Raw genomic sequence first — 12,459 nt, 5'->3', positions numbered from 1 at the left:
GGTCGCTCATTTTCCACTCCCTTCTGGACACGGGATTCGGGTTGGTATTTGTGTGGCCTGCCGGCCTCACGACTCAAACACTAACGCAGGCCCCGGAAGGTGCCGCAACGGTGAACAAGGAAAAGAGCATTCTTCAATAGCCTGCGGGTAAGTTCAGCGATCTTGACGCTCAGAGAGGGAGGAAAGAATGGTTGACACCGCTTCCCGAGACATACGGGAGAACGGGTTCACACGGCTCTCGGGGCTCGCGACCGGCGACGCGCTCGCCCGGCTCCGGCGCGCGGTCGGCCGGATCGAGGAGCTCGCCGCCGACCGCACGGCTTCCAGTGGGGAGTTCGTCCTCGAGGCGCCCGGCGTCGGCGGATGGGCGGCCTGGCAGCAGGGGACCGGTGCCCTCAAAGGGGTGCTCCGGTCGGCCGACCGCATCCATGAGCACGTCCCGGAGTTCGACGCCGTGCAGCGCTCGCTGGGCCTGGCCGACGGTCCGGTCGCCCGGGGCGTCGGCGCCCCGGGCGAGTTGGTCAACGCCTTCCTGTGGGCCAAGCCGCCCGTCGTGGGCTCGGCCAAGCCCTGGCACCAGGACATCGCCTTCGCGCCGCCCGGCTTCGGCGCCGAGGAGCACAGCATCGTGACGATCTGGATCGCGCTCGAACCGGCGACCACGCGCAACGGCTGCCTCGAGTTCGTCCCCGGTTCCCACGTGCTCGGGCTGTTCCCGCACAGCGGGGACCGCGAGCGGCTGCCGGGCGAAGCGCCACTGCAGAAGGCGGTCGAGCCGCACATCGCGGACGCGCACCTGCCCCGTACGGCCGAACCGGTCGCCGTGCCCCTCGAACCCGGTTCGGCCGTCATGTTCGACGGCCTGGTGGTGCACCGCTCGGCGCCCAACACGACGGCGACGGAGCCCCGTACCGCCGTCAGCTTCGTCTACAAGGTGCCGCGCCCGTCCTGGACGCGGTGGGAGCCGGCAGCGGTTCCCGCGTGACGTTCGACCGCGGCGGATCCTCAGTCGAACGTTGAGCTCAGGACTCAGGTGTTGTCCCGCGGTCGAGGACGTAGAACGCGGTGCCGTCGAGGTGGCGGATCGTGTTGAGGTCGCGCTGCACGACCTCTTCGAGGTCGTGCAGCAGCGTCACGATGACCGGGTAGGTGAGGTCGTCGACCGTCCGGCGGATCTCCTGACCGGGCTTCACCAGGCTCACCAGGGTGCGGAAGCTCTCCAGCACCTCGATCTCCTCGATGCCCCGGTACTCGCTGAGCACGCCCTCCACAGGCGAGACCATGCCGACGATCGCGCAGAACTTCCGCACCTCGTACGGGGTTCCGGCGCGGGCGTGGAACCGCTCGGGACGCAGGTACGCGTCGACCGTCCACTCCAGCTGCGACTCGCCGATGCCGAGGCCGGCACTGGCCGGGATGCCGCCGCCGGCTATCCGGGCACCGACCTCCACCAGGCACGGCCCGGCGGGGGTCATCCTGATCTCCACGTGGGCCGGGCCATGCTGGATACCGAGGGCGTCCAGGACCTGGAACGCGTACTCCCTGAGGGACTCCACGACCCGCTCCCCCGAATCGATCAGCAGGAGGGCGTCGCAGAGGTCGACGACGCCGTTGGCGCTGACGCGGGTGGTCCGCCAGACGTCGCAGAGGTGATGGCGGCCGTCGCGGCTGACGGTGTTGACCATGTACTCGGTGCCCGGAAGGTACTCCTGCGCTACGGCCCCGTTGTTGGGCTGGGAGAAGACGTCGTCGGCGGGGGCGAGGGACAGGAACGCCGCGACGGACTCCTCCGGGGAGTCGCAGAAGGAGACCCCCTGGCTGCCGGCGCTCCGCGGCGGCTTGAGGACGACGCGGCCGCCGAGCTCGCGGTGCCAGGCGGCGAGCTCGTCCGCATCGGTGGCCCACAGCTGACGGGTCGCGCGGAGCCCGGCGGCGCGCACGGTCTCGACCATGAGGTGCTTGTCGCGCCGCGCGGCGCTGAGGGCGGTGCCGTTGCCGGGCAGGTCGAGTCGCTGTGCGAGCAGGTCCGCGAGCTCCACCCCCACCTCGCCGCCCGAGATCACCGCGATCGGAGAGAATGCCGCGACGGCGTCGGCCGTGGCCGCCAGGTCTCCTTCATGGATGATGTTGGCAATGAAGTCGTCCGGGACGTAGGGCGCCGTGAGGTATACGAACGGCACATCACGCGTGCTCTGCACGCGGACGACGGAACATCCTTGCTTCAGGAATTCCAGGACGAGCGAACGGGCCGCGGCGTAGGCGTCGACCATCACGATGCACGGGTTGCTCTGATTGTCTGCTGTCATGAGTTCAACATAGACAGGCCCATCACTCGCCGAAATCCGTTCAGCTCTGCCATCCTCCGGTCCTGGAGGAAAAGCTGATGACATCTTATATCGCGAGGATTCGCTCGCCCCATTTCACGCCCGTATTGCTGTTCGTCAACACCTGTGGCAATTTTCTGGTCCTCGTGGCCCTGTCCACGCACGTGGGGTCGACCACCGGGTCGGGGCTGCTTGCCGGAGCCGTGCTCAGCGCGCCGTGGCTCCCCGCGCTGCTGCTGGCCGCTCCGCTCAACCGGCTGCTCAGCCAGCATGCCCCGGAAGGCCTCGTCCGGCTGGCCGAGGCAGCGAGCGTGGCGGTGACCGCGGCAGCGCTCGTGGCGCCGGACCGGGCTCTCCTCGCGGTGGCCGCCACTCTCATGGTCGCCCGCGGGTTCTTCGAGTCGGTCACCCGCTCGGCCACCTCGGTCGTACTGCGCAACATAGTCGCCTCAGAACGGCTTGACCAGGCCAATACTGTCGCCGAGATCGGCAAGTTGACCGGTGTCAGCGTCGGGGCGGCACTGGCGGGGCCGGCCGCGTCGGTCCTGTCGCTGCGGGGCTTGATCGCGGTGAACGCGGTCACGCTGGCGCTCTCGGCGCTCCTCGCCTGGGCGTTGCCGTCGGTCCCCGAGGGAGCCGCGGCCGACGCCAAGGACGGCGCGGGTTCCAGGACCGGCGCGCGCCTACGCGTCCAGGACCCCGTGCTGCGCAGGCTCTTCGCCCGCTTCCTCCTCGTGGCGTTCTGGCAGGGCTTCCACACGGTGGCTGTCACCGTGATCCCGCTCCACGTGCTGGGCGGCGGAACCCGCCTGGTGGGGGTGTTCGTCGCGGTGTCGGCGGTCGCCATCTTCGCCGGCTCGCTCGCCGCCCTGCCGGCCCAGCGGTACCTCGCCCAAGTGCCCTCGACCACGTGGGCGCTGCTGCCCGTGGTGCCCCTGCTGGCGGCGGTGGCGGTCGGCCGGACGGTGCCGACGATCGTGCTGTACGCGCTGTTCCTGGTGCTCTTCGAGATGGCGTTCGTCCACTACAACAACCGGCTGCTGGCCTCGGCATCCGACGAGGAGCTTGCGTCGGTGGTGACGCTGCGGGCCACGCTGCTGCCCTCGGGCGTGGCGGTGTCCATCCTCGTCATGGGCGCGCTGTGCGACCTCGCGGGCCCGCTGCCCGCGGCCTTCGTGGTCGCCGGCATCACGGTCCTGGTCACCGCTGCGACCGCGAACACCCGGCAGGCCTGGAGAAGACGTCTGCGGAACGCGTGATCGAGACGGAGTGCAAAGCGGGCCCCGCACGGTGATCATGCGGGGCCCGGTCGACGACGGATCAGGTGGTCGGCGGCACCGGGTCCGTGGCCGCCTGGCAGGTGGCGTCGATGCCCCACCGAGAGGTGGGACGGGTGCCGTCCCTGAAGTAGTCGCTGGCGTAGGTGTTGAGGCAGGCGTTGTTGTTCGCCGACAGCGCCGAGCCGACGTTGTGGCCGCCGAGCTCCACGACGAGACGGGAGTTGGGGAACCGGGTGTGCATGTCGAGGGCGCCGAACATCCCGTGTGCGGCGTCGTACTGCGGCTGCACCAGCAGGATGTCGACGCTGCTGTTGCCGACCTGCGCCCGAGCCTGGGCCTGCGCCGGCCAGAAGGCGCAGGGCGCGCTGTACCAGCCGTTGCTCCAGGTCAGAAGGCGGTTCCCGGCGGCGTACTCGCCGGCGAGGGTGGCGCTCCACACGTTCCAGTTCTTCGGCCACGGGCCGTCGGTGCAGTTGACCGCGTTGGTCACCGCGACGCGGTTCTGCTGCGGGAAGCCCGGGGTCGGGGAGTCGGCCCGCAGCGCCGTCGCGTCACCGCGCACGACGAAGTCGGAGAATATCTTCGCGCGGCTCACCCAGGTCCAGCTGCGGTAGACGACCTGCTCGAAGACGTTCGCCCACTCGGCCGGTCCGATCTTTCCGTCGACCGGCGCCGAACGGAGGGTTTCCTGGGCCTTGTAGTAGTTCGCCTCGACCTCGTCCGCGGTCGTGCCCAGGTGGTAGACGGAGTCGTACTTGGCCACCCAGGCGAAGAAGAGCCCGCCATTGTGCTCGGACGTGATGTTCTTGACCATCTGGTTCTGGTAGCCCACGCCGCTGGGGCTGGGCACGCTGTCGAGCACCATGCGCTTCACCCGGGTCGGGTACATCGTCGCGTAGACCGAGCCGAGGTAGCCGCCCCAGTCGATGCCGTAGTAGCTGATCTGCTCCTGGCCGAGCGCGATCCGTATCTGGTCGAGGTCGCGTGCGGAGTCCTTGGTGGTGAAGTGGTTGAGCACGTCGCCGTACTTGTCACCACAACTCTTGGCGTACGCCTCGGCCCTGTCCACGGAGTTCTGCTCGTCCTCGGCCGTCTTCGGCACGGGGTCGGGCAGCACCGGGTTGATGTAGGACGGGTCGCACACGATCGCCGGCTCGCTGGCCCCGACGCCGCGCGGGTCGAAGCCGATCCAGTCGTACGCGGCGCCGACGTCCTTCGCCAGCCCGGTCGTGCCCTTGGCGTACCGGGTGGGCATGTCGCGGCTGATCGGGCCGGGCCACTGGCCGCGGTGCAGCAGCACGACACCCTTGTACTGGTCGTCGGTGACGGTGTGCTTGGCGCGGGTCAGCGCCAGCTTGATCTTCTGGCCGCCGGGCTCAGCGTAGTCCAGCGGGACCTCCACCGAGCCGCACTCCAGCCCCTTGAGCAGCGCGCCGAGGTTCGGGTCGGTGTCAGGACACGGCGACCAGGCGATTGTTCCAGCGGCCGGCCCGGCAGCCTCCTCGGCCACCGCCACGGGGGTGACGGCCGGAACCGACAGGCCGGTCACGATCACCGCGGTGACCAATGCGAGCTTTTTCATGGATTCCCCTTCTGAATGCACGGCGCTCACAGGGTGGCAAGGGGGTCTCCGACAGCAGTCGATATTGACTCAAAACCTGCTGGAGTCAGCGCGAACCGATAACCTTCGTTCTGGTGATTTCCCTAGAATCCGACTGGAAGACCCCAACCCCCGGGAGTCGATCAGGAATTCGGAGCCGGGCGGGCGGGATCCGCGGGAACCGGCAGGACGAACAGGAGAAGATCTTGAAGTTTCGGACCTACGTCGAGCCACCTGAGCCCATGCGGGGTCTAGAAGTTCCGCCCGAGGTGGTGGCAGCGCTCGGCGAGGGCTCGCGGCCGCCGGTGACGATCACCCTCAACGGGCACTCCTGGAAGAGCCGGGTCGCCCTCCTGCGCGGCCGCCACTTGCTCGGGCTCAGCAATGCCAACCGGCACGCCGCGGGTGTGCAGATCGGCGAGGAGGTCGAGGTCGAGCTGGAACTCGACACCGAGCCGCGCGTCGTCGTCGAGCCCGCGGACTTCGCCCAGGCTCTGGACGACGAGCCGGCCGCCCGCGCCGCCTACAACAACCTCACGTACAGCCGCAAGCGTGAGCATGTGCGCGCCATCGAGAGCGCGAAGAAGCCCGAGACGCGCCAACGGCGCATCGAGAAGGCCATAGCCACCCTGCGGGGCTGATCCCTGGAAGCAGGACTCCGGCGCAGGAGCGCCGATCCCCTCGACCTGTTCGCCCGGGTGACCAAGACCGCCCACGGCGAGGAAGCGGCGCCGCACCAGCCCGCACACGGCGGGCTGGTGCGCCGGCCGCTGCCGCGCTACCGCAGGCATTTCTCAATTCCTGCGCCTTCGACGGACAGCCGATTCACGGGCGTCCGGCGGCGCGTACGAGTGCCTGATGGAGTCGTTGGTCGGGTGTGAATCCTGCTTCCCATTGCACGCCGACGGCGAAGGGGTGATCCGTGACTTCGATGACCTCGACGGTCCCGTCCTCCGCCCAGCCGGTGGCGGTGAGGCCGGCGCCGAGCCGGTTCACGGCCTGGTGGTGGTGACAGGCCGTCTGCGGTGCGTCCTCGTCGAGGACACCGGCGATCCGGCTGCCCGGCTCCAGCTTCAACGGGTGGGTGCCGAGGGTGAAGGACGGCGTGTCCGGGCGGTGGCCGTCGTGGCCCGTGACCTCGGGCAGGTGCTGGTGCAGCGTGCCTCCGTGCAGCACGTTGAGCAGCTGCATGCCGCGACAGATGCCCAGCACGGGCAGCTCGGCGTCGAGTGCCGCCCGGATCAACGCCAGCTCGACGCGGTCGGCGTCCGGGGTCGCAGCCCACGTGCCGGGGTGCGGGTCCTCGCCGTACAGCGCCGGATCCAGATCGGGGCCACCCGGGATCAGCAGGCCGTCGATCCGGTCCGCCACGGCCTCGACGCCGGGCAGCAGCGGAAGCAGCAGGGGCGTGCAGCCCGCCGCCGCCAGGAAGGCCAGGTGGGACTGGAGCGCGAAGCTGACGACCATGTCGCTGCCCTGAAACGTGACCGGCGCGGTCCGCGCACAGATCCCGATCACCGGCGGCCCCGTGCTCGCCGAACCATTCATGACTGATTCCATAACCACCTTCACGGGTTTCCGGGTTCAACTGAGGAAAGTAGGCAGATGAAACAACCACTTCCAGACGGTCACCACGGAAAAATAGCCGTGTGCGTGAATCGGCGGCCATGGTTCAGAACCCTGCTGGCCGACATCTACTGAACGGGATGGCCCTCCTGGTACCACAGAAGGAAGCCCCTTTCCCCCGCGCATCTCCCTCGCACTCCTTCCGACCGAGGTGACCGAGCGCGGTGCTGCTGCAGCGCATTTCCAGGGAACGTCAATCTCCCCTCGACTGCTGCTGGAGCCCCTCCTGCGACGCTCATCGGCAGCGGCAGCAGAGAGGAAGTGAAGGAATGGCTCAGAGCAGCGCGCAGGCCATCTTGATCACGAACGCGTTCGGCTCCGTCAGGACGGAGGGCGTCGACGCGTCGGCCCGCGTCGAATTCGATCTGAAGCACTTCGAGCAGATTCCGGCCCGCGACGTCCCCGTCAACGCTCTCTCGGCGGGCGTGTCTCTGCGCCAGAGCGGCACGGACGCCGCGCACATCCAGCTCCTCGTCGACGCGGCCGGCTCGGCGGAGCTGCCGCCCATTCTGGTCCAGATCGACGGCTACCGCATCATCGACGGCCTGCACCGGTTGGAGGCCGCCAGGCTGCGCGGCGACAGCAGCATCAAGGCGCGCTTCGTCGACTGTTCGAACTCCGAGGCGCTCGTCATCGCCATGAAGGCGAACGGCTCGCACGGACTGCCACTGTCGAAGGCCGACCGCGTGTCCGGAGCCCGGCGCGTCCTGAGATCCCACCCTGACTGGTCCGACCGTGCCGTCGCCGGCATCACCGGGCTGAGCGCGAAGACGATCGCGTCGATGCGCGAGAAGTCGGGTGACGGAACGCCGCTCGACGGCAAGCGCATCGGCCGGGACGGCAGGCGGCGTCCGGTGGGTCCGGGCGAGGGCCGGCGGCGGGCCGCCGAGTACATCGCCGCGCACCCGGACGCCCCGCTCCGTCAGGTCGCCCGGGAGACCGACGTGTCGCTCGGCACGGTCCACGACGTGAGCGCCCGGCTGCGGCGCGGCGAAAGCCCCGAGTGCAGCGGCCGGCGGACGGCCGACGCGGCGCCGCAGCCCCTGCGATCCGTCCACCCCGTGCCGTCCGTACAGCTGGCCGGGGAACCGTCGCGGCCTGCCCCGACGGTTCCCGGCGGCGCGGACTCCGGTGGCGCAGCCCGTGTGCCGCTGCGGGTGGCACCCGTCGTCAACAGCGCGCCGCAGCGCAGGAACCGCACCGAAGAGATTCCTGCCTGGACGACGGTGGCGGCGAAGATGGCCGCCGATCCCGCCATCCGCTACACCGCGGGCGGCCGGGAGTTCCTCCGCTGGATGCAGCTGCACGCCACCGAGCCGGACGACGGCTGGCGGGAGCTGATCGACGCGGTTCCGGCCCACTGGCTCGGCGTCATCGCCCCGATCGTCGAGCGCATCGGCATGGAATGGAGCCTGCTCGCCGAGCGGCTCAAGACCAAGCAGGAACATGCTGCTGTGAACTGAGGGCGCGCCCGTCACGCACCGGTGCCGCGGACACCAGTCGGAGGTGGCCCGCGGCCCGGCGCCGGACGTCGGTGTCGTGGAGCGGGGTGCTGGAGGGACACCCGGGGGCGATACGAAGGTGATCGGGGCACGAGGTCGGGCAACGCCGGCAGGACCGGCGGATCGGTCGGGCTCGAGGCCGTCGGGCCACCGCTACCGCGAGCAGGTGCCGGCTCCCTTCGGGGACGTTCTTCAGGGATCAGCAGGACGGCCGGGCCCTCGGCACGTCGAAGACGGCGGAGGCGACACACGGGTGCTGGACGACGGGCGTGGCGAAGGCACCCAGGAACACGCGCGCGTTGCCATGGCCCCGGGCAGGCTGATCGTCCCGCCGACCATGCCCTGTCCCGAGACTCCTGGTCGCGCCGCGCCGTCGACACCCACATCAGCAGCGTGCGCGGCAAGCTGGGCGGCCCCGGCCGGATCGTCACCGTCCGCGGCGTCGGCTTCCGCCTCGGCACCGTCTGACGCCCCGTCACGCTCCTTTCCCCACCCCGTGTCGTCGTCGTGAGAGGTGCCCATGCGCGTCCGACGGGATCAGGCCGCGACCGGCGGGTCGGGCCGCGCGTGACGCGCACGCGCGGCCCGACCTCTACCTCCCCGCCTTCCCGGTCACGGCATCAGGCCGTGTCCTTCGGATCGGGCCGGGCCTCGACGTGGCCGGCGGCCAGCGCCCGGTCGACCAGCGGGCCGGCCGTGCCGGTGTAACCGGCCGGGTCGAGCAGCGCGGTCAGCTCCGCGGGCGTGAGCACCCCCCGCAGCGCGTCGGACTCCGCCAGTACGGCGGCCAGCGGGCGGGCGGTCTCGGCCGACCGCAGTGACGCCCGGGTCAGCAGTTCCTTCGCGGCCGCCTTGCCCAGCCTCGGGGCGAGCACGGCGGAGACCCGCTCGGAGACGAGCTGCCCGCCGGTGGCCTCCAGGTTGGCCGCCATCCGCTCGGGGCGCACGGTGAGCCCGCGGACCAGCTCCACGGCGGTGTGCGCCGCCCCGCCGGTCAGCCGCAGCGCCTCGCGCAGCGGCTGCCACTCGGCGTGCCAGATCCCCGCCGACCGCTCGTCCTCGTGCGGCAGGCACTGCGCGAGAACGGCGGCCAGCGCCGGGACTTGGAGGGCGGCGGAGCGGATCAGCGTCGACAGCACCGGGTTGCGCTTGTGCGGCATCGCCGAGGAGGCGCCCCGCCCGGCCACCGCCGGCTCGGCCACCTCCCCGATCTCGGTGCGGGCCAGTACCAGCACGTCGGCGGCGATCTTCCCCAGTGCCCCGGCGGTGTGCGCGAGGGCCGCGCCCAGGTCGGCGACCGGCGTGCGCAGCGCGTGCCAGGGGAGCACCGGCGCGGCCAGCCCGGTCTCGTCCGCGAAGGCGGCCACCAACTCGTCCAGCACGGCCGCCGGGTCGGCGTCGTCGCCCGCGTACTGGAGGTAGCCGGCCAGCGTGCCGGCCGCGCCGCCCAGGGAGACCGGCAGGCCGCCCTCGGCCAGCCGCTCCAGCCGCTCGGCAGACTCCAGGACCAGCTGGCGCCAGCCCGCCGCCTTCAGCCCGAAGGTGGTGGGTACGGCGTGCAGGGCGAGGGTGCGTCCCGCCATCACCGTGTCCCGGTGGCCGGCCGCCAGGCCGGCGAGGGCATCGGCCACCGCCCTGAGGTCCGCGACGATCAGCCGCAGGGCCCGGGTCGCCACCAGCATCGCGCCGGTGTCGAAGACGTCCTGGCTGGTGGAGCCGCGGTGCACGTACTCGGCCGCCTCCGGCGAGCGGGCCGCGACCCGCGCGGTGAGCGCCGCGACCAGGCCCACCACCGGATTGGCGGTCTCCCGCGAGGCCAGCGCCAGCTCCCTGGTGTCGAAGTCCGAGGCCCGGGCGGTGGCGGTGATCGCGGCGGCCGCCGCGGGCGGGACCGTGCCGCACCGCGCCTGGGCGCGGGCCAGCGCGGCCTCCGCATCGAGCATCGCCTGGACCCAGGCATCGTCGGCGACGGCGGCCTCGACGGGGGTGCCGGCCCGGACCGGGGACAGCAGCCCCGTGTCCGGGCCGGCCGGACGGTCGGCGGCCCGGCTCACGCGACCGCTCCCGCACCTGCGTTGCCGGACAACGCCCGCCCCGCCGCGACCGCCTGCGCCCCGGGCCGCAGCACGGGGCGCGGCTGCGGCAGCGCCAGCACCGCCGCCGCGATGGCGTCGGAGTCCTCCAGCGTCACCGAGCCCACGCCCGGCCGGATGCCGGCCGCGGTCACCCAGTGCACGGCCTCGGTGGGCACCCCGTACGCGAACCGCCTGGGGTGCGGCACCCCCTGCCCGTCGAGCAGGTGGTAGGGGCGCTCCGACACGGCCAGGCCGCCGGTCTCGTAGGACGAGCCGTCCGCGCCCGCGATGCGGTGGGTCCGGGCCTGACCGGTGCTCAGCAGCCGGTCCATCAGCGGATCGGCGGTGCGCCGCAGGTCGATCTCCGGCAGCCGGGCCTCGATCAGGACCGTGGCCCGCACCCGCAGGCCGGCGATGTCCGGTGAGGTGCCGACGAAGGCCGGGCCCGCGGGGTCGAGGGAGTCAGCGACCACCCGCAGCCCCGGACCGGTCACGTCGAGGACGCCCGCGTCGATCAGGGCGGCCATCTCCTCGATGCGGGAGGCCGGCGGACCGATCGACAGGAAGGCGTTGAGCGGCGTGTACCAGCGGTCGAGCTCGTCGCGGTGCGAGTCGGCGTCGAGGCCGCCGTGGTCGATCGCCAGGCGCAGTTCGTTGCGCAGGTCCCGCAGCAGGTCCAGGGCCGCCTTGAACGGGCCGCTGACGTTGCCCTCCTTGGCCCGGCGCACGTCCTCGTCGAGGTAGCCGCGCAGCCAGCCGCGGAAGGAGGCCAGGTCCCGGAAGGTCCGTTCGCCGTACGGCCGGGCGACCGTGTCCCAGTCCCAGCGCTCGTCGTCGCCGATGCCGGCCGCGGTGAGCAGCACGTCCTCGGCCCCGCCCTCCCCGGCCCGCAGGAACGCCTCCGCAAAGGCGGCCACCGCGGCCGGTTCCGCGCGCTGCGCGAGCAGCGTCTCGTAGTAGACGGTGCGCACTTCCTTGGAGATCAGCGGCCACAGTTCGGCGCCGAAGCGGATCGGCTCCCCGTCCCGTACCCGGGCGCGCAGGGCCGCCACGAAGGCGGTGGTCAGCAGCCGCGGGTGGTAGCGGCCGTGCGCGCCCTTCTCGTTCTCGCCGCGCGCCTGGTACGGCACGCCGCGGCGGGAGCCCGCGTACAGCCGCGGCTCGCGGCCCGAGGGGCGGTACACCAGGCGGCCGTCGACGCGCTCGAACAGGCCGCCGCGGGCGTGCGTGAACAGCGCCATGTAGTCGAAGAAGTTCAGGCCCAGGCCGCGGAGCAGCACCGTCTCGCCGGGGGCGACGGCGGACAGGTCGACGTCCGCCGGGTTGCTCGGCGCGATGTAGGTCAGCCCGTGCCGGGCGGCATACGCGGCGAACTCCCGCTCCGTGTCGGTCGGCCGCACCTGCACGTGGCCCTGCGCGAGCACCACAGCGCCCAGGCCCGTCAGTCGGGTGCCGTCCTCCAGGAGCACGGTCTGCGCCCCGCCGGGGCCCGCGCCGGGCTCGGCGTCCTCCAGGGCCACGGCGCGCGAGGCGTGCACGCGGACGGTGGTGTGCGCGGCCGCGCTCGCGGTCACCCGGCCGAACACCCAGGTCAGGTACTGGCCGTACAGGGCGCGGGTGGGGTACGTGTCCGGGCCCAGGTCCCGAGCCTCGGCGAGGGTCTCGTCGTCGTACGGGGAGCCCGCTCCGGGCGTCAGCGCGCTGGGGCCCAGCGCCTTGGCCCACTGGTACAGGCTCGGGCCCTCCTCCAGCGGCCCTTCGATCGCCACACTGGCATCGGTGTAGACCGTGACCTGACAGGCGACGGTGTTCATCAGCAGGTGCCGGGACTGGGAGGGCCGCCAGACCCGGCCGGAACCCGGTGGGTCCGGTTCCACGACGTGCACGGTCAGTTGGTCCCAGCGGGGGGACTTCCGCTCCTGCGCACAGAGCCGTTCCAGCACGGACAGCCCGCGGGGTCCGGCGCCGACAAGGCACACTTCCATACGTCCGCTGCTCACGAAGCACTCCGCTCAGGAGACGGGGGACGGCTGGACCGCGGCGCCGCAGCGT

9 protein-coding genes and 1 pseudogene are annotated in these 12,459 nt (G+C 71.7%); 5 read left to right on the top strand and 5 right to left on the bottom strand.

Annotated features, from left to right (window positions below; genetic code table 11):
• Window positions 1-187: 187 nt before the first annotated feature.
• Window positions 188-985 carry a phytanoyl-CoA dioxygenase family protein gene (locus ACFYZZ_RS43865; protein ID WP_389189264.1) on the top strand — a complete coding sequence of 266 codons (798 nt, stop codon included), beginning with the start codon at window positions 188-190 and terminating at the stop codon, window positions 983-985.
• 37 nt (window positions 986-1,022) lie between these two features.
• On the opposite strand, the gene ACFYZZ_RS43860 is transcribed toward ACFYZZ_RS43865, so the two are convergent.
• Window positions 1,023-2,306, bottom strand: a complete 1,284-nt coding sequence (locus ACFYZZ_RS43860; protein ID WP_389189261.1) for an ATP-grasp domain-containing protein — start codon at window positions 2,304-2,306, stop codon at window positions 1,023-1,025.
• A 77-nt stretch (window positions 2,307-2,383) separates the two neighbouring features.
• Here ACFYZZ_RS43860 and ACFYZZ_RS43855 point away from each other — a divergent pair, with 77 nt between their 5' ends.
• Window positions 2,384-3,583: an MFS transporter gene (locus ACFYZZ_RS43855; protein ID WP_389189259.1), complete on the top strand. Its 1,200-nt coding sequence runs from the start codon at window positions 2,384-2,386 to the stop codon at window positions 3,581-3,583.
• A gap of 61 nt (window positions 3,584-3,644) precedes the next feature.
• Here ACFYZZ_RS43855 and ACFYZZ_RS43850 read toward each other — a convergent pair whose 3' ends face one another.
• Window positions 3,645-5,186, bottom strand: coding sequence for an alpha/beta fold hydrolase (locus ACFYZZ_RS43850; RefSeq protein WP_389189256.1), 1,542 nt, complete (start codon window positions 5,184-5,186; stop codon window positions 3,645-3,647).
• Between the two features lie 260 nt (window positions 5,187-5,446).
• Here ACFYZZ_RS43850 and ACFYZZ_RS43845 point away from each other — a divergent pair, with 260 nt between their 5' ends.
• On the top strand, window positions 5,447-5,845 hold the full coding sequence (locus tag ACFYZZ_RS43845; RefSeq protein ID WP_389189254.1) for a YdeI/OmpD-associated family protein: 399 nt from the start codon (window positions 5,447-5,449) through the stop codon (window positions 5,843-5,845).
• Between the two features lie 184 nt (window positions 5,846-6,029).
• Here ACFYZZ_RS43845 and ACFYZZ_RS43840 read toward each other — a convergent pair whose 3' ends face one another.
• Window positions 6,030-6,752 (bottom strand): gamma-glutamyl-gamma-aminobutyrate hydrolase family protein, encoded by a 723-nt coding sequence (locus ACFYZZ_RS43840; protein WP_389189252.1) that lies wholly within the window; start codon window positions 6,750-6,752, stop codon window positions 6,030-6,032.
• Between the two features lie 347 nt (window positions 6,753-7,099).
• Between ACFYZZ_RS43840 and ACFYZZ_RS43835 the strand changes: the two genes are divergently transcribed.
• Complete coding sequence (locus ACFYZZ_RS43835) at window positions 7,100-8,293, top strand: ParB N-terminal domain-containing protein (protein WP_389189250.1); 1,194 nt, start codon at window positions 7,100-7,102, stop codon at window positions 8,291-8,293.
• A 390-nt stretch (window positions 8,294-8,683) separates the two neighbouring features.
• Window positions 8,684-8,800 (top strand): annotated as a pseudogene (locus tag ACFYZZ_RS43830) (winged helix-turn-helix domain-containing protein); the annotation flags it as partial.
• Between the two features lie 152 nt (window positions 8,801-8,952).
• On the opposite strand, the gene pcaB reads toward ACFYZZ_RS43830, so the two are convergent.
• Together pcaB and ACFYZZ_RS43820 are read right to left on the bottom strand one after the other, a co-directional pair.
• On the bottom strand, window positions 8,953-10,386 hold the full coding sequence (gene pcaB / locus ACFYZZ_RS43825; protein WP_389189247.1) for a 3-carboxy-cis,cis-muconate cycloisomerase: 1,434 nt from the start codon (window positions 10,384-10,386) through the stop codon (window positions 8,953-8,955).
• Window positions 10,383-12,407, bottom strand: a complete 2,025-nt coding sequence (locus tag ACFYZZ_RS43820; protein ID WP_389189244.1) for an FAD/NAD(P)-binding protein — start codon at window positions 12,405-12,407, stop codon at window positions 10,383-10,385. The genes pcaB and ACFYZZ_RS43820 overlap by 4 nt, the downstream gene beginning before the upstream one ends.
• Window positions 12,408-12,459: the final 52 nt, after the last annotated feature.

Source organism: Streptomyces sp. NPDC001816 (genome assembly GCF_042892235.1).
Lineage (GTDB): Bacteria > Actinomycetota > Actinomycetes > Streptomycetales > Streptomycetaceae > Streptomyces.
This window is presented reverse-complemented; position numbering and strand designations above follow the sequence as displayed.

Coding starts and splice junctions, on each gene's coding strand:
- ACFYZZ_RS43855 (WP_389189259.1), top strand. CDS start 2,384: ATGACATCTTATATCGCGAGGATTCGCTCGCCCCATTTCACGCCCGTA.
- ACFYZZ_RS43840 (WP_389189252.1), bottom strand. CDS start 6,752: ATGAATGGTTCGGCGAGCACGGGGCCGCCGGTGATCGGGATCTGTGCG.
- ACFYZZ_RS43835 (WP_389189250.1), top strand. CDS start 7,100: ATGGCTCAGAGCAGCGCGCAGGCCATCTTGATCACGAACGCGTTCGGC.
- ACFYZZ_RS43860 (WP_389189261.1), bottom strand. CDS start 2,306: ATGACAGCAGACAATCAGAGCAACCCGTGCATCGTGATGGTCGACGCC.
- ACFYZZ_RS43845 (WP_389189254.1), top strand. CDS start 5,447: ATGCGGGGTCTAGAAGTTCCGCCCGAGGTGGTGGCAGCGCTCGGCGAG.
- ACFYZZ_RS43865 (WP_389189264.1), top strand. CDS start 188: ATGGTTGACACCGCTTCCCGAGACATACGGGAGAACGGGTTCACACGG.
- ACFYZZ_RS43850 (WP_389189256.1), bottom strand. CDS start 5,186: ATGAAAAAGCTCGCATTGGTCACCGCGGTGATCGTGACCGGCCTGTCG.